Source organism: Bacteroidetes bacterium endosymbiont of Geopemphigus sp., assembly GCF_002904345.1.
In the GTDB taxonomy this organism is placed as follows: Bacteria; Bacteroidota; Bacteroidia; order Flavobacteriales; family Blattabacteriaceae; genus GSPS2-BC2016.
In genome coordinates, this window is record NZ_PEIH01000005.1 from 343,833 (window position 1) to 369,358 (window position 25,526).

Consider the following 25,526-nt stretch of genomic DNA (forward strand, 5'->3'; position numbering starts at 1 on the left):
TGGATATCAAATATGGGGGTATGAGTAAAAAATGGAATATAAGAGTAATAATAACTACTCTAATGAGGTTAAGCTACAAGCCGTATCTCGCCATTTCAGAAATCTTTACGCGATGGCTTGCAAAGATAATAGCATTAGTTCCTGAACCTGAGGATGAAGGAATAATAGAAAACAAAAATAGCAGGCTATATTAATAAAAGAGGATTGATCTTAGTTGTCAAAGTTATAGTGGTCCCACTATCGGAAAAAATATTAACAGTACCGGCAATAGAGTGATTAAAATTGTAAGAAAAAGAGCGAGATTTTGGATAAAACTTAATTCATTTTCAATCCAATCAGAAAGACCTGTTGTTTTGAAAGTTGAAACCAGTGCAATAGCCTCCTGCTAAAATGATTATAACGTTCCATGGCAACACTAGAGGCTGTTCCAGTAAATTAATCGACTTCCTTTGCACTCGAGAGGCAAAAAAACAATACGCTGATCATCGCTATACTATTAATCATGAATCATCTCAGGGTTTCTGAAAAGATTACTCCAGCCCGGTATGGTGAATTCATGGATATTTAATGTCTTTTCGAAAAATTCATCCTAGGGTTGTAAATATAAATATGATCAATACCCTTACTTCCGCCTTTGTTATAGGACCAAGGGATTTATACTCTTTTGTTGTGATTTATCGACCTCTGGAATTTTCCATTAATTTTAAAATATTTAATTAGATATCACCAGTTAACAGGCAAAAGAACTATAATCATGGGAAATCCTATTTTAAGTCAGTATAAAAAAGAATTTTCCGGTCTTTCAGGAAAAAATTTACGAGGTACTCCGAAAAAATCATATTAGCAGGAGTACCTACGATATTCGAATAACCTCCTATGCTTGAGGAATAAGCGATTTCAAATTGGTAACCAATACTTTGATGATGTTCAAAGCGATACGCTTATGAAGATTATATTTTTCAAGAGCTTTTTGGCAATGATCAGTCCGACCAATAATAACGATACAAAATTATGTCCGTAGTTTTCAGCCATCTCTGAGGTTGATAATATTCCAAAGATTGGAAAGAGTGCCAGCGGAATAAAAGCGGTTGCGTAGATAGAAATGGCTTTAGTAACCCACCAGATGGACATAAGAAGAGTAGTAGCTAAAGCAATTTAACTTGTACTTACATTCCCTTAGGTTCAGGTAAAACGATAGTGAAAATAAATAAAAGTATATCGATGTATAGTCGAATATCCTTGATATTTCTCATAAAGTTCATTCAGATTATAAAAATTTACTAAATATTACTCAATATATTAAAAGTATACTAGCTAAAAAATACCAACTTACATATTCCAAAATCTCCAAAGAAGTTGGAAACTGGCTGGTATATTCAGGTGATTATACGCTTTACCACTGTTTCATTGCTATCGCTTAGAACAGCGATTTTTTAGTAATTAGGGTGGCTTTTAGTTTTAGATATAAAAACTATATCCGAAAAGTCCCCTTTATATCAAAGAAAAACTTCTGCAAGCTCGCTATACGGTGCCTTTTATGAGGAAATCCGTATACAAAATTCAAATCCTTTCTTTCAGTTCAATCGCCTGTATGTAGGCATTGGCTATAAAATGAATTCAAATATATGTTTAGAGGGAGGGCTCTATGACACAACTTAACCCACGCTCTTCTGGCATCCATCAGACCATTGTAATAATTAAACATAGTCTTTAACATCTCTTTTGGTGTGACCGGTGTAAACCTGCCTGGGTCTTCCTATAGGTTCACCGTCAATTCGCATTTCTTTCCAGTGGGCCATCCAGCCAGGTAAGCGTCCTATAGCGAACATTACGGTAAACATTTCATTGGGAATACCTATAGCGCGGTAGATAATTCCTGAATAAAAATCTACGTTCGGATAAAGCCTGCGTTCGATGAAATAAGAATCTTTTAAAGCGGTATCTTCAAGTTTCATAGCCAAATCCAGCAGCGGGTCATGAATACCCAATTGATTGAGAACTTCCTCAGTAGTTTTTTTGATAATCCTGGCACGTGGATCAAAATTTCTGTAGATCCTGTGTCCAAAGCCCATCATTCGGAAAGGATCATTTTTATCCTTAGCTTTTTCAATCCATTTTTTCAAATTTCCCCCATCTTTTAGTATGTTTTCAAGCATTTCTATAACTGCCTCATTCGCTCCGCCGTGTAGGCGACCCCATAAGGCACTTACCCCGGAAGAAACCGAGGCAAACAGGCCTGCATGGGCTGAGCCTACCAGATGTACGGTAGAGGTAGAGCAATTCTGTTCGTGATCGGCATGAAGAATCAAGAGCTTATCGAGCGCTCTGCTAATGACAGGGTTTATTTCATAGCTTTCCGTAGGCAATGAGAAAAGCATCTTTAGTATATTGGAAGGATAATCGAGTTGGTTATCCGGATAGGTATGGATCAGACCCTGACGTTTTCTGTGGGTCCAGGCGGCCAGTACCGGGAATTTTGCTAACAATTTTAACAAAGACTCTTGCAGTTCCTCCCCAGAGTGTACGCCTATCGCATCTGGATTAAAAGCGGTTAAAGCGCAAGTGAGCGAACATAGTATCCCCATGGGATGGGCAGAGCGCGGAAATCCATCTAAAATTTTAAAAAGCTCTTCGTTAACTAATTGAAATTTTTTAATGTCCGTTTGAAATTTTTTCGATTGCTCTACAGTAGGAAGTTCCCCATTGATCAATAGATAAGAAACATCCAGAAAAGTGCTTTTTTCTGCTAGTTGTTCTATAGGATAGCCTCGATAGAGCAACTCTCCTTTTTCTCCGTCAAGAAAAGTAATAGTGCTTCTTATAGCGCCGGTATTTTTAAAACCCGAGTCTAAAGTGATATAGCCTGTATCCGTACGGAGATGAGTAATGTCAAGGGCTTTGTCTCCTAAGCTTCCTTTAATAATGGGCAAGCTATAGGTCTTTCCTTCAATGCTAATGGTAGCTATCTGGTCCATGAGTGATGTTTATTTTTTCTAAATTTAGAAAATTAGGCTTGAAAAATCGAATTTCACTATCTCTTCGCGCTAGTTTCCATGGTTTTTTTATAAGTGCTATTTTGTTCTTTTAATAGTTCTTGAAGTTCAAAGAATTTTTATCTTCAAGTAATTGAACAACGGGAAGTCGATCTCCCATAGATTTTATAGAATCTTTGATATTCTCATGCGCGATCTTAAGTTTTTTGATAAAAAAATCCTCACCATAGAATTCTTTTATTTGATCAACCAAAATTTCCTCTCTGATGTAAGGCTCAGGGTGTTCATTGCGCTCTTTTTTTTCCATTGATGAGATTTTAACAAACCAACTATGCCCACCCCCCCTACTTGAGAAGGACATACGATATTAAATTTTTTAATACCTGGTTCTTTTGCGTTGGGACGAGCCCTGGAGAGGACATGTTCGACGTCTTTTTTCAACTGTCTGCTAATACGATAAGAATATATAATAACTGTGTCGATTTTGTCGGAGTTTGAATTTTTTGGATTTAGATGTATCCTAAGCGCTTTGTTTTTTAAAAATCTTTCCCGAAAAATTCCAAGAAGCCTCCAACAGAAAACTGCCCTTAGGTGTCTGAATAGGTGCTTTGAGCGCTGTTAATATTTTTAACCTGAATTATTTACCCTTGGAAGTACCTGCGCGTCTGTAATTATGTATCCTGAAATGAGCTTTCTTTGCTGTGAGTAAATGAAATATATTTTTGTAAGGTGGTAAAAAATAAAGGATAATTTATTCAAAATAAGATTTATAAGTAAAATTAATGAAATTCTTTTTTAAGTATTGCAAAACCTCTGTTATTTCTTCTTCAGAGGATTTTCATATGCGCAATGATTTAGATTATCTTAGCTGAAAATTTTTACCATGTCTTATCATCTCTTGAAAGGGAAAAAGGGTATCGTTTTTGGTGCTTTGGATGAAAATTCTATCGCCTGGAAGTTAGCTGAGCGGGCTCAGCAAGAGGGAGCTTCTTTTGTCTTGAGCAATACACCTGTAGCTATGCGTATGGGAAAAATTCAGCAACTTGCTGAAAAAACTAATGCTTTTATTGTGCCGGCTGATGCCACTTCTATGGGGGATCTTGGCTCGCTTTTTGAGCAAACTATGGAACACTTCGGAGGAAAGATAGATTTTATTCTGCACTCTATCGGTATGTCGGTAAATGTCCGTAAAAATCGCTCTTATATTGATTCTCACTACGATTGGTTGCAAAAAGGCTGGGATGTTTCAGCTGTTTCTTTTCATAAGGTGATGAAAGCAGCCTGGGATAAAGAAGCCATGAATGACTGGGGCTCTATTGTGGCGCTTACTTATATAGCAGCTCAGCGTGTTTTTCCTGATTATAATGATATGGCTGATCATAAAGCTTATTTAGAGAGTATCGCCCGAAGTTTTGGATATCATTGGGCGAAAAAATATAAGGTACGCGTTAATACTATTTCACAATCGCCTACACCCACTACAGCTGGTCAGGGAATTAAAGGATTTAGCGCTTTTATGGAATATGCTCACAGCGTTTCTCCTTTAGGGAACGCTAGCGCGCATCAGTGCGCTGATTATATAATTACCCTTTTTTCCGATTTAACCCGAGGAGTTACTATGCAAAATCTGTACCATGATGGGGGCTTCTCAGCTACCGGGGTGAGTCAGGCGGTTTTGGAGAAATTCATGCCGGAATCATAAAAAAAACTTCTTATCGCTTCCAAAGCGTTTTTTATGAAAAAACGAATTGCCCCTTCGATTTTATCGGCGGATTTCTCCCAACTCTTAAGTAGTATAGAGCTTATTAATCAAAGCCGGGCAGATTGGTTTCACTTGGATGTGATGGACGGCTGTTTTGTGCCAAATATTTCTTTCGGAATGCCTGTGGTCAACACGGTTAAAAAGCATGCTCAAAAGCCTTTGGATGTTCATTTGATGATTGTACAGCCCGAGCGATATATTAACGATTTTAAAGTTTCGGGCGCCGATATTTTATCGGTGCATTATGAGGCTTGTACCCATCTGCATCGAACACTTTTTCACATTAAAGAAGCTGGTATGAAAGCGGGCGTAGCGCTCAATCCACACACTCCGGTTTGTTTGCTTAAAGATATTATTACGGAAATAGATCTTTTGGCGCTCATGAGCGTGAATCCGGGCTTCGGAGGTCAAGCGTTTATCACACAAACCCTGGAGAAAATTCACGAGGCTCGCTTGCTTATCTCTGAAAAAAAAGCCACTACTCTCATAGAAGTCGATGGGGGAGTGGACGTACTAAACGCCTCGAAGCTTTTTAATGCCGGAGCAGATGTTCTTGTAGCCGGAACAGCTATCTTCGGCGCTCACGACCCGTTAGAGAGCATTTGTAAAATGAAAAACCGAACATAATACTATGTGCTTTATGCAATTGTTCATTACTTAAAAGAAAGGGTTTTATATAATTGTTTTCTTCTCATAGGCCCGAAGGTATTTATTATTCTTTTGAATATTCAGCAACTCAGAATGTAATGCGCATAATTTCTTTAGGATTGTTTACAAGCTAGATCTTCCAGAGTCTTTTTTCATAAGTTTTTTTTTCATATATCACTTCTTTTACTGAAGACTAGTCAGGTCGAACTTTTGGAAGCCTGTGTTTGAGCATTTCCTTTGTGTTAGTTCACAAAATCAATTTATAACATCACACAAAATCATTTGTACGCTATAAAACATAAAATCTCTCACGTAAGCTTAACGAGTTCTTTATAAATGGACTACAACGAAAATATTAATCAGAGATTATAGGTAAATTTTACGTTTAACTTGGCAAACCAAGCAGAAGCGAGTAAATTATTGATCTTTCATTGTTCAGATTTATAGATTTTATAAATCATTACATTTGATAAACTTCGATAAAAGAGCAAATGATTCTCTCTTAAGTAAGAGAGCCTGATAAATCACTATATTTTTATACTTTTATTTTTCTTATCTCACCATATGAGATTAACCAGCAGTTTGTTCTTAGAGAGAGATATCAAACTTTGACGAGTCTCAAATATATTATAAAGAATTTTCCTACTCAAAGCCCAAGAGGATACTCTTATATTCTCTGCTATATTCTTACCATAAGAAAATTATCTTTAAGAAGATTATGTATAAACAACCATAAATGACATAGCTAAAAGGGTTTTTGCCATGTCATTTATAGGTAATTTTATCAAAAAAATGATATGTATGAGTTATATCTTTTTTATTTAGATAAATAGCACCAAGTGGTATTTTTAGTCTTCTACTAGATAAGCGTGGTTATTTTGTTATTAGAATTTTGTAATATCTATGAAAAGAAAGAAGGGCTTGTAAATATCAATTAAAAAAGTTATATAACTTAAGGTAATTCGCCTTATAAAATAGCTGATTATATTAATTATTAAAAAAATAATTTATTTTTTATAGCGTTCCAGACATTCTTTGTAAATCCTGTAGGCATCTTTTTTATCACCCCATCTCTCGATATTTACTTTTTTATCTTCGAGATCTTTATATACCTTAAAGAAGTGTTCTATCTCTTTTAGTTTATGAAGGGGGAGATCCTTCAGATCATTATAAATATTATAATTTGGATCGGCTACAGGCACACAGATAATTTTTTCGTCTTTTCCTTTGTCATCGCTCATAAAAAGAATGCCTACGGATTTCACCTCTATCAGACAACCAGGTACGGTAGGTGAGGTAGTAAATACGAGTACATCTAAAGGATCCTTATCTTCAGCTAGCGTTTCTGGAATATAGCCATATTCGCTGGGATAATACATCGAAGAGTGCAGTACACGATCTAAGCGCATACATCCTTTTTCTTTATCAAATTCGTATTTGTTGCGACTGCCTCTAGGGATTTCTATCAGCACATCAAAGCTGATTATTTCATTATTCATTTTTTTAATTTTTACCATTAGAAAGAGAGATTTATGCTAAGTTTTATACCGAATCTTCTCGCATTCGAATAGTCAAGATAGTTATTGCGCCAGTTAAAGTCAACACGAAAAAGTCGATGATTCTCATACCCAATATTTTCTATGCCGAAACCATATTCGTAATAAGGTGTTCGATCAGGCACTATATAGGGATTGACAGTGGAAGCATTCATATCTCTGTTTTTTTTCAGAAATCTCGCCTCAGGTGCCTTTTACAAAGATAATTTCCCGCAAACCCAACTTGCCTAGCAAAGGAATGTATTTAAAGATACGACCTTTAAATGTGCATAGGATTGATTTCAAGGCACGAGAGTAAGTGATGAAATTGGCTCTTAGTGCGCTAAAATTTTACCACTTCAAAATTGACATTTATCGTTTCTGCATAGGGAATTATTATAGGGTGGTCATAATGAATTCGCAATTCACCGTAGTTTAAATTGCCCGCCTCCTGTTTTCATTCCCCTACTGTATTGTATAATAACTATTATATGATAAATCACCTTGTTAAGTCTTCTCTCTAAACCATAAGAATTGTATTTAGTTCCGCGCTTGAGCACAAGGGAGGCGGCAATTTTAAAATTTTTGGTTATGGAATGTGTTTTTCTCTTATAAGTACAGTCCATACCAAAAGTCATTGGATGGGCTGTGCGTATATTCTCGAGTGAAACTCCTAAGTCAAACTGTATATTTTCCAGAGTTCTATGCTGGTGAAAGCACCTATAGCTTCTACCTTGTGCTGAGCTTATTGTTTACCCCTTGATTAAAGAGATATAAGAATCCCCAAAGGTATTGTTAAGCCAGTTTGCCACATCCAAATTACTTTACAGGTCTAATTGCTTCATAGTCGTAAGTGCCAAAATTTTCTCTTGAGAGCGGACTTATAAAAGCGATATTGAAAAAATTTAAAGTATTTTCATACACATCGAATTTTCGATAGGCGTTTTTAATGACTTCGGATAGTAATGTCCTAAAATCCAGATTTTTGTTCGCTATGATTTCCTCTTTGTATTGATGATCAGGTACGTTTTAGACGTACACTATGTATATCGATTCATTTAAATATATCAAAAGCACTGGGTTTTCGGTTTTACTGGTATTTAAATCTTTGAAAACGAACTCTAGGTTTTTAAAAATTTTCGCTTGCTGAGTTTTTCATCAATATTGGTCAGATCGAGTTGAATTTTCTCATAACAATCGAATTCATAGTTTTTATAGAGATATAAACCATTTTTCTTCTTGCGTTCCCATAATTTCCTATTCATTTGCGTTATTCTCAGCAATAGGTTCAAGGAGAATCGATAACGGTTCATCTTTTGTGCTGGAAAGTCAATGGGCAGATACTTTTCGTGCCTTACTTTGAGTTTTTGATTGGATTGTTCTTTAAGATTTATAGAAAAAGTGCCGTTCTCGCTTGACTGAGCAGTTGCTGAGCCAGAAGTAAGCTTAATCAGGGCATGCTCAATGGAAGCTTAGCTTTTAGTATCTCTTACTCACGCCTGATATTTAAATAAGGAGGCGTTGAAATTCAAGAGGAAGTAAAAATATTCTCGCCGCGGGCATTCCTGTGATGGGTCACCTCGTGACTTACTCCTCAACTATCCACCGCTTCGAAATCTATGGCATGCGCGCTACAGAGCAAAAAGAAGAGCAAAAACTTCTTGAGGATGCGAAACTTTCCCTTACAGGCTGTTTCGATCTGGTTCTAGAAAAAATTTCGACTGCTTTAGCTGAGCAAATAAGCCATGATTTGAGTATACCCACCCTGGTGGGGATAGGCGTGTTCAGGTGATCCATGATCTCTTGGGATAAAGACCTTCAACCCAAATTCATGCGAACTTATATCGATCTGCATAGACAAATCATCAAAGCAGTAAAAAGTTTCATAAAGGATGTTCAAAGGGAGGATATTCCAAATAGTAATGAACAATATCAATAAAAAATATATTTTTATGAACTAATAAAATTATATAAATTATCAATCGTTGCTTACGCTTAAGCAGCAGTTGGATGCTTCGTATTTTTGCGCATGCGTTCTTCTTTTTATGGGTCTGTGGTTGATCGGATACCTAAGTCGATGGGTTAAAATACTCGATAAAAATAAGGTGGAGCCTACGCTTACACCTTTTTCCGCCACGGCGGCAAATCTCTCATTAAAGATTCTCTTGTTTATAAGCGTGGCCGGGCATGGTAGGCATACAAACCACTTCTTTTCGCTCATTATTATTGGTGTCTCTATTGCGGTGACCTGGGATTTTAATGGCTCGCTAGGGAACCTGACCTCGGGGATCATGCTGCTTATTTTCAGATTTTTTAAGCTCGGAGATAACATAAAGATCAACAACGTGTAAAGAACGATTAAGGAAATTCGATCTTTGTCACTGTTTTTCTCGACGCACAGAACCGAAACCTTATCATTCCCAACGCTAAAATTATGAGCGATAAGATCAAGAATTTTTCAGTGGAGCGTTTTTCCAGGTTGGATATCGATTTTGCCATTAACTACGCGGGGTGAACATTGAAAAAATCAAAAGACTGGTAAGTCGTGCATCTTAGAGAAGGATTCTTATGTGATGAAACACTTCACTCCCACGGTAGGGGTAGAAAAATTAGCCGAGAGCTCCATAGAAATGATCGCCACGCCTTATGCTGAGCAGAGCAATTACTGTAAAGTATACCGCGAGAGAGACCCAAAAAATTTCGGAAACGCTCTACAAAGAAGGTCTTGAGCCGCCTTATCCTAAACATATGGTCAAGCTGATCGATCCAAATGGGTGAAAAATATTTTAGGTCTGTAATTTATTCAAGAGTAATTTTGCGTGAAGAATTTCTCTTATATATGTTTAGACAACTCAAATGCTCACAATAGGCGTAGGAGGCGGCACAGGTTCGGGAAAGACCACTGTGGTGAATGAAATTTTAAGCCATTTGCCTTCGCAAGAGATCATGGTGATTTCTCATGATCATTATTATCATGACAATGCTGATTTATCTTTTGAAGATCGCGCAAAAATTAATTTTGACCATCCGCGCTCGATAGATTTTGACCTGTTAATCAGCCATATAAAAGCGCTTAAAGCGGGAAAAACTATTGAAAGACCGGTGTACTGCTTTATCGCCCACACGCGTACATCGGAGCATTTGGCGCTCAAACCACGCAAGGTGATCATCGTAGAGGGAATACTGGCGCTCACGCATTCCCGGCTCAGGGCGCTTTTTGATATGAAAATCTATATTCATGCTGATGCCGATGAGCGTTTGATAAGGCGTATAAAAAGAGATATTTTAGAGCGCGGACGCGACTTAGAAGAGGTATTATCTCGCTATCAAGAAACGCTAAAGCCGATGCATGAACAATTTATTGAACCTAGTAAATCGTACGCAGATATTATTATACCAAATATGTATCATAATGAAGCGGCCATAAATCTTGTGAAATCAGCCATTCAGAATCGAATAAGAAAATAAGTCTGGTCTCTAATGATGAATGCTTAAAACCATGTCTTTGCTCAAAAAGCAAAGACAAAAAGTTTAAGATAGATAAATATTTTGCTCTAAGGAATAAATTTTTTCTTTTAAGCACATGTTTTTTGGTGTGGATGCTCTTTTTTGATACCAACTCCTTGCTTGTAAACTATAAGCTATATAAGGAAAGTGATAAAATTCAAAAAAAACTGCGCTATCTGAAATCACAAATCGCTATTGAAAAAAACTGGTTAGAAAAAGCCAAATCTGATCCAGATCATATGGAAAAATTCGCGCGGGAAAAATTTTATATGAAGCATCCACAGGAGGATGTATTCATCGTGTCACAAAAGGAGGAATTCTCCGAAAGTGACTCAAATACATCACCAGATCGATAAAATACAGCATGACTAAAAAATTAATGTTATCTGTTTTTTTGCAGAACTTATGGAGTAGTTTTTTCAAGGATAAAATGATGGTTGAAAATCATACGAAGGAACCAGAAAACAAATTAAATCAGAAAATTCATGAGGGGAAAGACATACTGGCTATAGAATTGGTGAAAGGCTTTTTGGGTATTGTGGCGATCATAATTTTAGGTTATTTTCTTTGGGAAATCAGAAAGATATTTTTCTATCTGCTCTGCGCCATGATCCTTTCTCCTATCGGAAGGCCAATAGTAAAATTTTTCAATAAAAAACTACACCTTCCCATAAGCCTAAGCGCGATGCTCACTATAGGTTTGTTTGTTTTTATTCTCTTGGGAATTTTGGGAACCATTGTTCCTACCATCGCCCATCAAGCCAGGGACCTTTCTCCACTAAATACCGCTGAACTTCGGGAAACTATCAGTAGCCAATATATGCTTTTAAGTCGTTGGCTCGAAAGTTATGGCATCCATACCCTCTCGACTTTGTCAAAAGTCGAGCTGTTCTCCAATATAGATTACAGTGCGCTTCCCGAGTATCTAAACAATTTCATAATGGCTATAGGCGGATTTTTTATCGATATGTTTTCGGTCTTGTTTTTAACATTTTTCTTTATGAGAGATCGAATATTTTTTAATAATTTGTTATTTTCTTTCTTTCCTGCGACAAACAGAGAAAAATATAAAGCTACCGGAGCGAAAATCAAGTCTCTTTTAAGCAGGTATTTTTTCGGTCTGAGCCTTCAGTTAACCATCATGTTGCTTCTTTACATGAGTATATTACTAATCTTTGGCATAAAAAACGCTCTGATTATCGCTTTTTTTTGCGCTCTGCTCAATGTGATTCCTTATCTAGGTCCGCTTATAGGCGCTTTTGTATTTGCGCTTTTGTCCATGAGCAGTCTTATACAAGAAGGCATTCCATTTCAGGAAGATATTGTACCTAGGGTTCTGCGAATTATGTTGTTTTATTTTTTGGTTCAGATCATAGATAACTTTTTCAATCAACCTGTAATTTACTCAAAGAGCATACAATCTCACCCAGTGGAAATTTTCCTGGCTATACTCATCGGAGGAATCTTATTCGGCGTTTTGGGAATGATCTTGGCCGTTCCTGCCTATACAGTGATACGCGTGGCGCTTTGGGAATTTTTTAAAGAACACGAGTGGATTCAACAACTCCTTCAAAGAAAAAGATAATTCTGAATCATAATTCTCTGTAATTTCTTATAATAATTAAGAACTAACAGACTTTTTACTTCGTTTTTTCAAGGGATCGTGCGTTTTAGTTCTTATGTATTTATAGGGATGTCGGAGTCCTTTTTATTAATATCATAAGTGTAATAATCATGAGCTATTACGGCGAAAATCATAAAAGAGATTTTCGATCTGTCATTTTAGCTGTTTTTTACAATCTTATGATCTTCACTGTCCTTGTTAGATTATTGTTTAATTTTTTCCACCTCTCCATACAGGGAGTACCTAGAGTTTTTATAAAATATCTTGGGGATGTCCCGCTACTCCACTAAGCTTGCTTTCGTTAGGTGCTGGACTGCAACTAAGTTTAAAGAGTAAAAAAATAAATGCCATTATCTGTTCTACGCTAATAAAACTCATCCTTGTGCCCATAGTTGTGTATTTTCTTCTGAAAACCATAAAAATAAAGGATTTTCCTTTTCAACTTGCTTTGCTCTACGTCACCTTGCCTTGTGCGGTGAGCTCCTATATACTGGCCCGTCAGGATATGGGGGGGGGAGATAATAAAGCCATGGCAGCTATTGCACCTCACCGAAAATGAAAGCAAATAACCGCTGGTTATAACTAAGAAAAACAAGAAAAAAAGAAGTATTTAACGCTCTTGAGAATTATTTATGTATAAAAAATAATCTTCAGCCTGATCAAGAAAGATCTTCAACCTATTTTTCCCCAGCTTAATTTTTCTCTATATTTCTTTTGAAACATCTCAAGGATTTTATGATGATTCGAAGCTAAAAGCTCTGGGTCTTCTCGTGTTAAAATCATCACCTGCTCGCGCGCTTTGCCCAGAACACAACTGTCTTTAAATATATTGGCAATACGTAAATCCAAAAGACCGCTCTGTTTTGTGCCCATTAAGTCTCCCGGGCCGCGCAAGCGAAGATCCTCCTCGGCAATTTCAAAACCATTGTTGCTGCGACATATCACTTCAATGCGCGCGCGCGCCTCGTTGCTTATTTTTTCATCGCTCATCAACAAGCAATAACTCTGTCGAGCCCCTCTTCCGACACGTCCACGCAACTGATGCAATTGCGAAAGACCGAAAAGCTCGGCATTCTCAATGAGCATAACCGTAGCGTTTTGGACATCCACACCTACTTCGATCACTGTGGTAGAGACCATAATTTGGGTTTCTCCCTTAATAAATCGGTTCATCTCAGCGGATTTTTCAACAGAACTCATCTTGCCATGCAAAATGCCTATACGATATTCAGGTAATGGAAAAGCTCGACTGATACTTTCATAGCCCTCCATTAAATTTTTATAGTCGACTTTTTCAGATTCTTCTATTAATGGATAAACGATATAAACCTGTCTGCCGTGAGCGATCTGATCTCTGATAAACCCAAATACCTCCAGACGAGCGTGTTCATAACGATGAAGAGTTTTTATCGCTTTACGCCCAGGGGGCAATTCATCTATGATAGAAACATCAAGGTCTCCATAAAGGGTCATAGAGAGCGTACGAGGAATAGGCGTGGCAGTCATTAACAATATATGAGGAGGTCGCTCATTCTTTTTCCACAGACGCGCTCGCTGGATGACACCAAAACGGTGCTGTTCATCTATTACAGCCAAACCCAGATTTTTAAACACCACCTCATCTTCAATTAAAGCATGTGTACCCACAAGAATAAGAATCCGACCTTCTCGCAAGCCATAATGAAGCTGACGTCTGTCGGTTCTCGAGGTGCTCCCGGTTAAGAACGCAACGATGATTCCTAAGGGCGAAAGGAGTCCAGAGAGCATCTGATAATGCTGAGCTGCCAGGATTTCCGTGGGAGCCATCAAAGAGGCCTGGAAACCGTTATCTAGGGCTATAAGCATAGCCATAAGCGCCACGAGGGTTTTTCCACTTCCCACATCCCCTTGCAAAAGCCGGTTCATTTGAACGTTTTGCCCAAGATCATGGCGAATCTCTTTTAAAACCCTCTTTTGCGCTTGAGTTAAAGAAAAAGGCAAACACTCTCTGTAGAAACGCTGCAGATACGAACCTACATTTGTAAAGGGATAACCCGAATGGATTTTTTTATGATGGTACCTGCGCATAAGAAGCGCCAATTGAAGAAAAAAAAGCTCTTCAAATTTTAAACGATACTGAGCTTTCGAAAGCTTGCCTAAAGACTCTGGAAAATAGATTTGATAAAAAGCTTCTTCCCTACTGATTAAACCGCAATTAATCATTATATTCTCAGGGAATATTTCGTGAATACGACCTTTGAACAAGCGCAAGAGCTCCCGGAAAGTTTTGATAAAAAAACTCTGGTGAATTCCTTTTTTTTGCAATAATTCAGAAATAGTCCATACAGGTTGCAAAGGCATGGGGGTACAGCTATGATAGTGCTCGAGAGGTTCAATTTCGGGATGCGTCATCTGAGGATGTCCCTGAAAAAAACTTAAACGTCCAAAAACCACCACAGGAAGATCCCGGGGAAGCCAACGCTCGATGATATCCGCCTTTTGAAACCATATGAGATCGATCTTACCGCTTTGATCTTCAAGCTGCGCTACAAGACGTTTGCGTTTGTTTCTATGGACCATCTCAGCAAAAGTAATACGACCTGTCACCTGCACCTCAGCCTGGGCAGCGCTGAGTTCAGAAATTCTGTAAAAACGAGATCGATCGATATAGCGCCGGGGATAAAAACTCAGAAGATCTTCGTAATTTTTAATGCCGTATTCGGCACGAAGCCAAAGGGCGCGCTGCGGACCAATACCTTTAAGGTATTCCGCGGGAGTTTCCAGTAGGGTTTTCAACATGAAAATTTTGCCATGCTCTAAGACTCAAAAATACGATTTGTTCCTTTGCTTTCAGAAATTTTTTACAACTCGCAATGGGCAGATTTCCATCTCGTCTCTTCCCACTGAAAGGGATACATCAATTAAAAAAAAAACATGAAAAAATTTGAATTTTCCATAACTTGAAAAAGTTCAAATAAACATAGAAGAAAATTTTATTAGGCATCTAATCTTCTCATGATAGAAGTACATGGTCTTGCACCTCTATAGACTTCGGAGCGATAAATCCAAACAAAAGAATAGCCTGTGCCACTCCAGATAGAGACATATCTACAAGTGAAGGTTGTCTAGGAATCTGAGTAAGGATCCTTCAGCAAATGGAAAACACGGTGTTTACTATTTCACAGATGACACGCAGAACACTTTTTCCAATTATTGCTATATGTCCTACGGAACATGGACATTGGTCTGATCTTTTAGCGCAAATACCAATTATCACGAATACAATCCTACAAGAAAAATAAACATTGGATCTCCAGAAATATGCTTTCATTGCAGACAATCCTATGGGTGATGCTGGCAGGGCATTTAACAGTGCCTATGAAATCCTTAATTTCAGTGGCTCTCTAGGAAAGAATTATTCCTGAAGCATCCACTTTTTAATGAGCGGTTTTAATCAAAAAGTAGGCATCAACGAAGGAAATAGAGACTAGCAGGGAAGGTTCAAGTTCGTAATTAAAAACTAGGACATTATACCCTGCAGCTCAGGCAAGATATCGGTATAAAAGATCATAAACTACAGGCTAAAATTGCCTATCAGCACAACAACCAACGCGAAATTCCGGATAGTGATCAGATAAATCAGCTGATTTTACAATCGTACAATAAAGCGATGAAATTCTCATTCTTAATTATAAGCTCTTTGATAGGGGTTCTGCGCTATGACTGGAGAAATATTCACACTAAATTTATCAAAAACTCAATCCCTAAATCGCTTGAAGACTCTAATCTTCCTTTGGATTTTGAAGAGACCCAACGTACATTTAAAGACCTGAGCGTCGTCTCTCCCTAGGTTTTTCTTATGCCGTCAACCCAAAAATCAACTTAAGAGCCAATTATGTAAAGGGATTCCACTCAACCTAATGCCCTGGAACTTCTGGCGTGCGGAGAACACTCGAGAACAAACAGTTATGAAACTGGAAATTCAGATTTAAAAACTGAACACAACTAGCAAGTAGAGTGGCTCCATATATCGGAAAAGACGTTCATCTGGAAATATCTGCTTTCTACAATAGCGTAGAAGGCTTTATCTATCCGCAGAAATTAAGTATTAAAGAAAGTGAAGATACCTTTCAGTTTAAGCAAAACAATTCCTTTTTATATGATGGAGGGGTAGTTTTGAATGTTAATCCACAGCCCGTTCAATGGCTGGAGAGGAAAAACAGCCTGAGACTGGTCAAAGGTATTTTTACCCATCAAAAAGATAAGAGCATGCGTTATATACCTGCCATACCGGCAGTGAAAAAGCTTCCTTTTTACCTCTGAGCTTTTTGAAAAAGACTTTTATTAATTTGGGTTATACCAATTATTTCGCGCAAAATGAAGTATTCAACGCTTATAAAGCGGAACCCCCTACTACTACGGCTTACGGGATTTGTATGCAGGTATCGGAGAAAATATAGCAAATAAAAAAAGAAGAAACTATTTTAAAATGGTTTCCCTTAGGAGATATCTTAATCGATGTAGCTTATCAGGATCACTTAAGCCGCTATAAATCTATGGATAAGAATGAAGTCGGGGCCGTAAAGGGGTTTTCAATATGGGGCGAAATATCCCTTTAAACTTAACGGAATCCTTAAGCTAGATCAGTAATTGAAACAAATCAGGATTTTCGTTGATATATTGAAAAGGCATGTTCGATTGCCGCATCCTTTTCATAAGTTCTGAAAAATCTTTCTTATCAGCCAGTTCTATACCGATAATAGCAGGTCCTTCTTGACGTGAGGTCTTCTTGGAATATTGAAAATAAGCAATATCGTCGCAGGTCCCCAAGATATTATTGACGAATTCCTTAAGGGCCCCGGCACGTTGAGGGAAGCGCACGATAAAGTAATGTTTAAAGCCTTCATATAACAAAGAACGCTCACGGATCTCCTCGGTACGGATAATATCGTTATTCCCGCCGCTTAGAATACAAACCACGTTTTTTCCACGGATTTCTTCCGAACAATCATCCAGCGCCGCGATAGATAAAGCCCCGGCGGGCTCGGCTACGATAGCTTCCATATTGTAAAGTTCTAGCATGGCGGTACATACCTTCCCTTCAGGAATATCCTTTAGCTGGGAAAGTACTTTACGGCAAATATCGAAATTGTAACTACCTACCTTTTTAACGGCGGCGCCATCTACAAATTTATCGATTTCATCAAGCTCTATTATTCTTCCGGCCTCCAGAGAACGTTTCATGGCAGGCGCACCCTGGGGTTCTACTCCTATGATCCTAGTATAGGGCATTTTATGATGAAAAAAACCTCCAAGTCCGGCGGCAAGTCCACCCCCTCCTATAGGCAAAATCAGATAATCTATCACCCCTTTGCAATCTTCAAGAATTTCCACTCCAACAGTGGCCTGCCCTTCAATGATCTTGGGATCATCAAAAGGATGGATAAAATTTTTTTGATATTTCTGACAATCTATCAGAGCTTCTTGATAGGCGGCATCGAAGTTATCCCCTATGATGAGGACCTCTACATATTCTTTCCCAAACATTTTTACACGCTGAATCTTTTGTCGGGGAGTTGTGGTAGGCATATAAATTTTTCCAGGAATCTGCAACTTAAAACATGAATACGCTACCCCTTGTGCGTGATTTCCGGCGCTGGCGCACACAATACCCCTTTTTAATTGCTCAAGTGGGATGCTTTTCATTTTATTGTAGGCTCCTCTGATCTTATAAGACCGCACAGTCTGCAGATCTTCACGCTTGAGGTAAATCTGCGCCTGATATTTCTCGGATAAATAATGATTCTTCTGCAAAGGTGTGTGTGTGATGATATCCTTTAATCGCTCTCGGGCTTTCAAAACATCTTCCACAGCGGGAAAATAACTACACATAGTTTTTATTTATATTTTACAATAATTCAATAAAAAAATCACAAGACTCATAAAAAATTGACGCCTGATTCCATAAGAAACAGGCGTCAAAAATGATGAGGCTATAAATCAAATCAGCATATTTTATTTAGGCATACAGCAAGCTCCCTGAGCTTTTTCGTGAGATTTTTCATCTTCTATGGGTCTGAGCTTTCGAACGGTAGCTCCAACTTTCCATAACTCGCTTTGACTTAATTCCTTAAGCTCTTCTTTGAGCTTTTCCCTATAGTTCTCCTGGCTGTTGGCGTCTATAGTGCGCTGCGCCTCATTACCTGAGGCTACTTCATTATATAATTCTTTAAAAACAGGCATCGTAGCGTCCCTGAATTTTTTCCACCAGTCCAAAGCTCCTCTTTGCGCAGTGGTAGAGCAGTTGGAATACATCCATTGCATTCCGTTTTCTCCGATAAGAGGCATTAAGCTTTCAGTAAATTCCTCAACGGTTTCGTTAAAAGCCTCTGAAGGGGAATGTCCATTATCTCGCAACACCTGATATTGAGCGGCGAATATACCCTGTATAGCGCCCATTAAAGATCCGCGTTCTCCGGCAAGATCCGATAAAACCTCATTTTTAAAATTGGTTTCAAAAAGATAACCGGAGCCTATCGCCATGCCTATGGCAAAGGTCTTTTCCTGGGCACGTCCACTGTAGTCCTTATAGATAGCATAGCTCGAGTTGATGCCTTTTCCTTTTAAAAACAATCTTCTTACACTGGTTCCGGATCCTTTGGGAGCTACCAAAAACACATCGATATCTTTAGGGGGATATATGCCGGTTTTCTCATGAAAGAAAAGCCCAAACCCATGGGAAAAATACAACGACTTTCCGGGAGTAAGGTATTTCTTTAAAACAGGCCATACCGTGATTTGCCCTGCGTCAGAAAGCAAATTCATAATAATGGTGCCGCGATTCGCGGCTTCTTCCACTTCAAAAAGGTTTTCTCCTTCTACCCAGCCATCTTTTAAGGCTTTATCCCAGGAGGGTGAATTTTTTCTTTGACCCACGATCACCGAAAGATTATTGTCTCTGAGATTTAAAGCCTGCCCGGGACCTTGAATACCATACCCTATGACGGCTATTACCTCATCTTTTAATACTTGTTTTGCTTTTTCTAAGGAAAATTCATCTCTTGTAATGACATTTTCTTCAACGGGACCGAATTTTATTTTCATTTCTATTTGGTTTTTTAGCGTTTAATTTTGAATATATCCTGAGGGCATAGAGCTCTTTTCTTGTTTTATGACTGGAATGAACTTTTCTTTATCACTCTCTTGGTAAAGAGTTGAAATCACGCCGATTTGTTTCTCTATTTGCTTAATTACTTTATGCATACTCTCTTCAGAATTTTCCACCTCAAGAGTACAGCGCATTGTTTGAGAGTCCTCGAGAGGAACAACATTAAGATAAAGAATATTAATATTTCTTCGATTCAATATAATAAGAATACGAATGATAATCCTTGCAAAATTACTTGCCAGAATAACGATTTTGAATTTATTTTTCATGGTACAACTATTTTTTAAGCCAAACGAACTTCATCTACAGCCGCTCCGGAAGGAATCATCGGGAAAACATTGTATTGTTTTTTCACCACTACCTCCAAAAGACAAGCCTTTTTAAGTTCAAACATTTCCTTTAGAGCTTTTTGTAAATCCTCTCTTCGGGTTATTTTTCTACCCTGCATATCATAGGCCTTTGCCAGTTGCATAAAGTCCGGATTAAGGAGCTCTGTCGAGGAATATCGCTTTTCAAAAAACAAGTCCTGCCACTGGTGCACCATTCCAAGAATATTATTGTTAAGCAAAACGATCTTTATCGGAAGTTGATCCTGAAGAATTGTTCCAAATTCTTGAAGAGTCATTTGCAGTCCCCCATCACCCACTAAACAGATGATCTGACGATCTCTTGCGCCGAATTGTGCGCCGATAGCTGCCGGCAATGAAAAGCCCATGGTGCCAAGACCACCCGAAGTAATCTGGCTTTTTCGAGAGGAAAAATTAAAATAACGCGAGGCAATCATCTGGTGCTGCCCTACATCGGTAACCAAAACAGCATCTTTATCTTTATATTGGTTGATCCATTTAATTACCTCGCCCATAGTTAAATCATCTTTTTCAGGATTTAAATCTTCTTGTATAATCTTTTCTTCTTTCCGTTGCATAATCCTGAAATGAGCCAGCCATCCCTTATGAGCAGCCTTACGAATTTTTTCAGTTAATAAAGGCAAGCTCTCCTTACAATCCCCAAGCACAGGTACATGAGAGAAAATATTTTTTCCGATTTCACAAGCTTCGATCTCTAAATGAATCACCTTAGCCTGGCGCGCGTATCGGTTGACATCTCCCGTTACTCTATCATCAAAGCGCATGCCCACAGCGATAAGTACATCACACTGATTGGTCAGAATATTTGGAGCGTAACTTCCATGCATGCCAAGCATGCCCACAAAAAGAGGATGAACGCTATCCATGACATCCAATCCCAAAAGAGTGCTTGCTACGGGAATGTCTGCTTTTTCCACAAAGGCTTTAAATTCTTCTTCAGCATTAGCTAAAGTTACGCCCTGACCGACAAGTGCCAAAGGTTTTTTTGCAGAGTTAATCAGTGCGGCGGCGGTTTTTATATTATTTTCATGCACCTGAGGATAAGGGTGAAAGTTTGATACCTCTTGGCATATGGTTTTCTGAAATATATCTTTTTGCAACTGAGCGTCCTTAGTGATATCTATAAGGACCGGACCGGGTCGACCACTACGAGCGATATAAAAAGCTTTGCGAATTATATAAGTAATATCGCAAACGCGAGTGATTTGCGCGTTCCACTTAGTTACGGGCAATGAAATATCTATGACATCAATTTCCTGAAAAGCATCTGTGCCTAACAAATTGGAAGGCACCTGTCCGGTAATGCAAACTATGGGCGTGCTATCTATAAGAGCATCAGCTAAGCCGGTAATAAGATTGGTTGCACCAGGCCCTGAGGTGGAAACACATACGCCGACTTTTCCACTTACACGGGCATAGCCCTGCGCAGCATGAATAGCCCCTTGCTCATGACGTGTAAGTATATGATGAATATGATCTGAATAACGGTACAGCGCGTCATAAACAGGCATGATCGCTCCGCCGGGATAACCGAAAATATATTCCACCTTTTCAGCCAAAAGCTCTTTTACTAGAATATCTGATCCGATATATGTTTTTTCTTGCATAACTTTTAGAATTGATCGGTTAAGCATCCCTGCGATGCAGAAGAGACAGTTTTCGCGTATTTATAAAGAAAGCCTTCGGTGACTTTTAAAGGGGGAGCCTGCCATTTTTCCTTACGTCTGCTCCACTCATTTCCATTTACTTCAACAGTAAGGAGATTATTTTTAGCATCGATTGTGATGATATCTCCGTCATTTATAAAGGCAATAGCCCCCCCTTGCTGGGCTTCCGGGGTGATATGTCCCACGACAAAGCCGTGGGATCCCCCGGAAAATCTTCCATCGGTGATCAGGGCCACTTCCTTTCCCAAACCGGCGCCCATGATATAAGCTGTAGGCTTAAGCATTTCAGGCATACCCGGACCGCCTTTAGGTCCGACATAGCGGATCACGATGACATCTCCTTTACAAATCTCACGCGCCAAAATGGCGCAATTGACCGCTTCTTCCGAATCAAAAACCCGGGCAGGACCGGAAAACTTAAAACCTTCTTTTCCGGTAATTTTAGCCACAGCCCCTTGCGGAGCAAGATTACCATAAAGAATACGAAGATGCCCGTCTTTCTTTATAGGTTGATGCAAAGGATAGATCACCTTTTGGTCAAAAGAAAGGATAGGCGTTGATTTTAAGTTTTCTTCCAGCGTCTCACCGGTAACCGTCAAGCAGTCTCCTTGTAGGATACCTTTTTCTAATAAATATTTCATAATAGAGGGAGTTCCGCCAATGGCGTGTAGATCTTCCATTAAGAATTCCCCACTGGGTTTTAAATTTCCTATAAAAGGGACTCTGTCGTTAATTTTCTGGAAATCTTTAAGCGTAAGATCTATGCCTGCAGTTTTTGCAATGGCTAACAAATGCAAAACCAGATTGGTTGATCCACCTAAGGCCACAGCTAAACTTACAGCATTTTCAAGAGATTTTTTAGTGAGAATATCTTTAGGTTTGATATTTCTTTGCAAGAGTTTTTTAATAGCCTCCCCTGTTTGCAAGCATTCCCATTCTTTATCTGCTCCTAGAGCCGGCCTGGAAGAAGAATAAGGTAAAGTCATTCCCATAGCTTCAAGAGCTGACGCCATGGTATTGGCTGTATACATTCCTCCACAAGCTCCAGCACCGGGACAGGAATTTTTAATGATCTCTTTATATTCTTTCTCTGATATTTGTTCCTGGTTTCTTTTACCTAAAGCTTCAAAAGCGGATACTACATCAAGTTTCTTACCTTTGTAGCGACCTGAAGCAATGCTCCCACCATATACGATAATAGATGGGCGGTTGATTCTTAAAAGCGCCATTAAAACGCCAGGCATATTTTTATCGCAACCGGGTATAGCAATCACCCCGTCATAATGCTGGGCGTTCACAACGGTTTCTATGCTATCGGCAATCAACTCACGAGAAGGCAAAGAATACCTCATCCCTAAAGTTCCCATAGAAATTCCATCGCTCACTCCTATGGTATTGAATTGAAACCCTACCAACTCTTTCGCCTGCACAGAACGTTTAATTTGTTGACCCAAAAAGTTCAAATGCATATTACAAGGATTCCCTTCATACCAATTGCTTACAATTCCTATCTGAGCTTTTTTTAAATCTTCTTCCTTTAAGCCTGTGGCATAGAGCATGGCCTGAGCCGCCGGAAGACTGGAGTCCTGTGTTAGCTGAGCGCTAAAGTGATTGATTTGCCTTTTCATTTTTTGATTTACAAAACTTTATCTGTCCAATAAAAAACCCTGCCTATTTCAGGGCAGGGTCCGTATGTAATTTACATTTTACATTAATGCCTACCCCTCTGTCTGATCAAGAGTGTGACCACTAGAGTAATGTTTATCAATAGAATGTAGAACTGCTCCATGAAACAAACGTAATCAAAAAAAATGATTTGCAAAAAAAATTGATATTTTTTCTTCAAAACTTATTTTTTAACATAAAATTAATAATTTCATAAATTATTTTTTTAAAGTAATCCTTGGTGTAAAAAAATCTTGAATTTACATTATTAATATAAATTATACAATGATTTAACGATTATTTATTGTATATTAATGTGAACAAAATTGATTATAATATAATTTTATATAACAATAAAATAACTAAGTATTATAAATAAATTACACAATAAGCGATAAATATTTTGAGGAGGACTCAGATGATATGGATGAGTTTTTATATGATTCCAAAGTATTTTCAGGAGATCCTAATGAAGATTAATACTTTTGGAAAGAGAAAGCATAGCTTATGCGGTATTTGACAAAGTACGCGAAAAACTCTCTCCTGGGAAGTAAATCAAGTCTACGATATTTTAAATCTCAAGGGAAATTACACTAGAAGCTTATCAAAAATTATGGGCCATTTCCACGTTAAAATTTAATGATAGAACGCGCGCTATTTTGGCATTTTTAATGAAAACAGGCATCTGTGATGATTTTGCACGAACTACAGGCTATTTGCTATCTGTAAAAACTCACCAAAGAAAGGAACGATCAGAGAGTGTTGAATTGGGGCTTGTTTTTTAATACAAGTTCTGGATTATACTTTTGTTATATAAATGACCTTGAAAAAGATCCGCAGACTACTGTGGTAGATACATGGACCGCCGATCCACATCTGTATCTCTGGAGTGACTCCCCTTTTTTCAATTCTAAATCACCCGATAACGGACTGTTATACAATCGTTAAATAACCTTAGAGAATGATTTCATGGGAAAAGAAATTATACAAAAATAAATCTGATGATTGTCATAAAATATATGATCTTACAACCACGACTCCCCAACATACAAAATTAAAAGAAAAAATCTCTCAGGAGATAAAAACTACCCCTTGAAATGTACCGCTTTCGGATAATCCAGCCCCGGAATTTGTATGAAAATCAGCCGCATTCTTCAAAGAAAGTTATGGGCCAGATTTGACCGAAAGAGCAGCAATATGCTAAAGGCATCAAACGAGAGGCAGAAGAATTTTATTCAAGAGCAAAAACTGACGTCGGAAAAAGATTATAGAAGCTTCTCTGAAACAACACCAAATCTGATTAAAAAACATAAAAAAACGAATAAAAAGCCGTGCGATATATTAAATAAAAAATTGGTTTATCAATCAGATGCTTAATACCTATTAAAAACCATCCACCGCTCTTATCACTCCTACAGCCCGGTAGGATGGCTTTTACTATTGAAAAGATAACTCCTGAAATCTCCCCCTGAATGAGGAATTGCCCTTGAGTTTTCGAGATAAATATTTTTTCTCTGTAAATCCCATAAAGAAATATGTTCTGAAAACATCTATTTAATAATAGTATCGGATAAGATCTACCGAAAAGATGATAAAAATCTAAGAGAAGACCCCTTACCTTTGTAAGGTTCAAAATTTTAGAAGGTCCGGATCTATAAAATTTTATTAACAGGAGAGTTAAAAGTACTTTAAAAGTAAACTCTATTTTTACGAACTATCATTTTTGCAGTTAATGAGATACCATAAGATTTTTTTAAATATCCTGGGCAAGATTTGTAATATACCCTTGATCATAAAAAATGGAATTTCATCTTAATGATGACTTCTCTTTCCTAGTTCTAAAACGAGGAGACTGCTCAATAGCGTCCATGATTTTTACAAGCATCTGATCAGCATTTTCTTTTTCAAAGTCAAAGGTTAACGGCGACTTGAAGGTCATCTTTTGCAAGATGCCTTTTTCTTTTATCTTCAATCCCTTTTTATCATAGGCATCTTGAAATCCATCGATAACAATAGGAATTACAACAGGATTGAATTTTCGAATGATGTGAATAACACCTCTGCGTCCGGGCGCAAAAGGAGTGGTAGTACCTTGCGGAAAGGTAATGAGCCACCCATCATTAAGAGCTACGCCTATACGAGTAATTTCAGAAATATCTACAGGACGATTGATATCTTTTCCGGACTCACGCCAGGTGCGTTTTATAATGATAGCGCCCGAATAAGTAAATAATTTAGTAAGCCAACCTTTACTCATCGTCTCTTTGGCGGCTACATAATAAAGATTAATTTTTGGATTGAAAAGATAAATCGGATTCTTTATAGTATTTACAAAACCGTTTTTAACGCTACAAAATACATGATACATAGCGAAAACATCTGCAAAATAAGTCTGATGATTCGATACGAACAACACATTGCGGTCGGGAAGGTCCAGGAGTTCTTCGGTACCCTTAAGCTTGAGTTTATTAAAGCCATTATAACGATTGTATGAGATACAGCCAAAAATAAAAATCAAAGAACGTTTTATTACATGAATATTGCCGAATATATCCTGAAACAAGGTGCTTTTTCTTTTTTTCAAAAGATTTACTTTTTTATTAGGTAAAG

At 38.0% G+C, this 25,526-nt stretch carries 25 protein-coding genes and 1 pseudogene; 11 read left to right on the top strand and 15 right to left on the bottom strand.

Features of this window, described 5'->3' with window-relative positions; genetic code table 11:
- Positions 1-927: 927 nt before the first annotated feature.
- The 3 genes from CS842_RS02875 to CS842_RS02885 form a co-directional block, all read right to left on the bottom strand.
- The gene (locus CS842_RS02875) at positions 928-1,131 is read right to left on the bottom strand and encodes an anion permease (protein WP_103327389.1); all 204 of its coding nucleotides are present in this window, start codon (positions 1,129-1,131) and stop codon (positions 928-930) included.
- Between the two features lie 566 nt (positions 1,132-1,697).
- The gene (locus CS842_RS02880) at positions 1,698-2,975 is read right to left on the bottom strand and encodes a citrate synthase (protein WP_103327390.1); all 1,278 of its coding nucleotides are present in this window, start codon (positions 2,973-2,975) and stop codon (positions 1,698-1,700) included.
- 109 nt (positions 2,976-3,084) lie between these two features.
- On the bottom strand, positions 3,085-3,354 hold the full coding sequence (locus tag CS842_RS02885; protein ID WP_146037437.1) for a hypothetical protein: 270 nt from the start codon (positions 3,352-3,354) through the stop codon (positions 3,085-3,087).
- A 522-nt stretch (positions 3,355-3,876) separates the two neighbouring features.
- On the opposite strand from CS842_RS02885, the gene CS842_RS02890 reads away from it, so the two are divergent.
- Entirely contained in the window at positions 3,877-4,695 is an 819-nt protein-coding gene (locus CS842_RS02890) for an enoyl-ACP reductase FabI (protein ID WP_103327392.1), read from the top strand.
- Positions 4,696-4,728: 33 nt separating this feature from the next.
- The gene (gene rpe, locus CS842_RS02895; protein WP_103327393.1) at positions 4,729-5,382 is read left to right on the top strand and encodes a ribulose-phosphate 3-epimerase; all 654 of its coding nucleotides are present in this window, start codon (positions 4,729-4,731) and stop codon (positions 5,380-5,382) included.
- A gap of 1,028 nt (positions 5,383-6,410) precedes the next feature.
- On the opposite strand, the gene CS842_RS02900 is transcribed toward rpe, so the two are convergent.
- From CS842_RS02900 to CS842_RS06840, 5 genes and pseudogenes are all read right to left on the bottom strand, one after another.
- Positions 6,411-6,902 carry an inorganic diphosphatase gene (locus CS842_RS02900; RefSeq protein ID WP_103328016.1) on the bottom strand — a complete coding sequence of 164 codons (492 nt, stop codon included), beginning with the start codon at positions 6,900-6,902 and terminating at the stop codon, positions 6,411-6,413.
- Between the two features lie 17 nt (positions 6,903-6,919).
- The gene (locus CS842_RS02905) at positions 6,920-7,114 is read right to left on the bottom strand and encodes a hypothetical protein (protein ID WP_103327394.1); all 195 of its coding nucleotides are present in this window, start codon (positions 7,112-7,114) and stop codon (positions 6,920-6,922) included.
- Positions 7,115-7,363: 249 nt separating this feature from the next.
- The gene (locus CS842_RS02910) at positions 7,364-7,564 is read right to left on the bottom strand and encodes a hypothetical protein (protein ID WP_146037438.1); all 201 of its coding nucleotides are present in this window, start codon (positions 7,562-7,564) and stop codon (positions 7,364-7,366) included.
- A 193-nt stretch (positions 7,565-7,757) separates the two neighbouring features.
- Positions 7,758-7,943: pseudogene (locus CS842_RS08130) on the bottom strand (hypothetical protein); the annotation flags it as partial.
- Positions 7,944-8,059: 116 nt separating this feature from the next.
- The gene (locus CS842_RS06840; protein WP_195909852.1) at positions 8,060-8,203 is read right to left on the bottom strand and encodes a hypothetical protein; all 144 of its coding nucleotides are present in this window, start codon (positions 8,201-8,203) and stop codon (positions 8,060-8,062) included.
- Between the two features lie 281 nt (positions 8,204-8,484).
- Here CS842_RS06840 and CS842_RS02915 point away from each other — a divergent pair, with 281 nt between their 5' ends.
- The 8 genes from CS842_RS02915 (at position 8,485) to CS842_RS02945 (ending at position 12,628) form a co-directional block, all read left to right on the top strand.
- Positions 8,485-8,730 carry a 3-methyl-2-oxobutanoate hydroxymethyltransferase gene (locus CS842_RS02915; RefSeq protein ID WP_265614227.1) on the top strand — a complete coding sequence of 82 codons (246 nt, stop codon included), beginning with the start codon at positions 8,485-8,487 and terminating at the stop codon, positions 8,728-8,730.
- A 193-nt stretch (positions 8,731-8,923) separates the two neighbouring features.
- Positions 8,924-9,289 (top strand): mechanosensitive ion channel family protein, encoded by a 366-nt coding sequence (locus CS842_RS02920; RefSeq protein ID WP_103327397.1) that lies wholly within the window; start codon positions 8,924-8,926, stop codon positions 9,287-9,289.
- Positions 9,290-9,309: 20 nt separating this feature from the next.
- Positions 9,310-9,453: a mechanosensitive ion channel domain-containing protein gene (locus CS842_RS07850; RefSeq protein ID WP_103327398.1), complete on the top strand. Its 144-nt coding sequence runs from the start codon at positions 9,310-9,312 to the stop codon at positions 9,451-9,453.
- Between the two features lie 58 nt (positions 9,454-9,511).
- Complete coding sequence (locus tag CS842_RS06845) at positions 9,512-9,667, top strand: hypothetical protein (protein WP_195909853.1); 156 nt, start codon at positions 9,512-9,514, stop codon at positions 9,665-9,667.
- Positions 9,668-9,794: 127 nt separating this feature from the next.
- Complete coding sequence (gene udk, locus CS842_RS02930; RefSeq protein WP_103327399.1) at positions 9,795-10,406, top strand: uridine kinase; 612 nt, start codon at positions 9,795-9,797, stop codon at positions 10,404-10,406.
- A 131-nt stretch (positions 10,407-10,537) separates the two neighbouring features.
- A complete protein-coding gene (locus tag CS842_RS02935; RefSeq protein WP_103327400.1) occupies positions 10,538-10,801 on the top strand; it encodes an FtsB family cell division protein in 264 nt (87 codons plus the stop codon).
- Between the two features lie 23 nt (positions 10,802-10,824).
- The gene (locus tag CS842_RS02940) at positions 10,825-12,030 is read left to right on the top strand and encodes an AI-2E family transporter (RefSeq protein WP_195909854.1); all 1,206 of its coding nucleotides are present in this window, start codon (positions 10,825-10,827) and stop codon (positions 12,028-12,030) included.
- A 298-nt stretch (positions 12,031-12,328) separates the two neighbouring features.
- Positions 12,329-12,628 carry an AEC family transporter gene (locus CS842_RS02945; RefSeq protein ID WP_146037439.1) on the top strand — a complete coding sequence of 100 codons (300 nt, stop codon included), beginning with the start codon at positions 12,329-12,331 and terminating at the stop codon, positions 12,626-12,628.
- Positions 12,629-12,741: 113 nt separating this feature from the next.
- Here CS842_RS02945 and recG read toward each other — a convergent pair whose 3' ends face one another.
- Positions 12,742-14,847: an ATP-dependent DNA helicase RecG gene (recG, locus tag CS842_RS02950; protein ID WP_103327403.1), complete on the bottom strand. Its 2,106-nt coding sequence runs from the start codon at positions 14,845-14,847 to the stop codon at positions 12,742-12,744.
- 1,218 nt (positions 14,848-16,065) lie between these two features.
- Between recG and CS842_RS02960 the strand changes: the two genes are divergently transcribed.
- Positions 16,066-16,371 carry a hypothetical protein gene (locus tag CS842_RS02960; RefSeq protein ID WP_103327405.1) on the top strand — a complete coding sequence of 102 codons (306 nt, stop codon included), beginning with the start codon at positions 16,066-16,068 and terminating at the stop codon, positions 16,369-16,371.
- 315 nt (positions 16,372-16,686) lie between these two features.
- Here the strand turns inward: CS842_RS02960 and ilvA are convergent, their stop codons facing one another.
- From ilvA to CS842_RS02995, 6 genes are all read right to left on the bottom strand, one after another.
- Positions 16,687-17,940 (bottom strand): threonine ammonia-lyase, encoded by a 1,254-nt coding sequence (gene ilvA, locus CS842_RS02965; RefSeq protein ID WP_103327406.1) that lies wholly within the window; start codon positions 17,938-17,940, stop codon positions 16,687-16,689.
- 123 nt (positions 17,941-18,063) lie between these two features.
- Positions 18,064-19,152: a ketol-acid reductoisomerase gene (gene ilvC / locus CS842_RS02970; RefSeq protein WP_103327407.1), complete on the bottom strand. Its 1,089-nt coding sequence runs from the start codon at positions 19,150-19,152 to the stop codon at positions 18,064-18,066.
- A 21-nt stretch (positions 19,153-19,173) separates the two neighbouring features.
- Complete coding sequence (locus tag CS842_RS02975) at positions 19,174-19,485, bottom strand: ACT domain-containing protein (protein ID WP_103327408.1); 312 nt, start codon at positions 19,483-19,485, stop codon at positions 19,174-19,176.
- Between the two features lie 14 nt (positions 19,486-19,499).
- Positions 19,500-21,191 carry a biosynthetic-type acetolactate synthase large subunit gene (gene ilvB / locus CS842_RS02980; protein ID WP_103328017.1) on the bottom strand — a complete coding sequence of 564 codons (1,692 nt, stop codon included), beginning with the start codon at positions 21,189-21,191 and terminating at the stop codon, positions 19,500-19,502.
- A gap of 5 nt (positions 21,192-21,196) precedes the next feature.
- Entirely contained in the window at positions 21,197-22,879 is a 1,683-nt protein-coding gene (gene ilvD / locus CS842_RS02985; protein WP_103327409.1) for a dihydroxy-acid dehydratase, read from the bottom strand.
- 1,844 nt (positions 22,880-24,723) lie between these two features.
- Entirely contained in the window at positions 24,724-25,500 is a 777-nt protein-coding gene (locus CS842_RS02995; RefSeq protein WP_103328018.1) for a lysophospholipid acyltransferase family protein, read from the bottom strand.
- Positions 25,501-25,526: the final 26 nt, after the last annotated feature.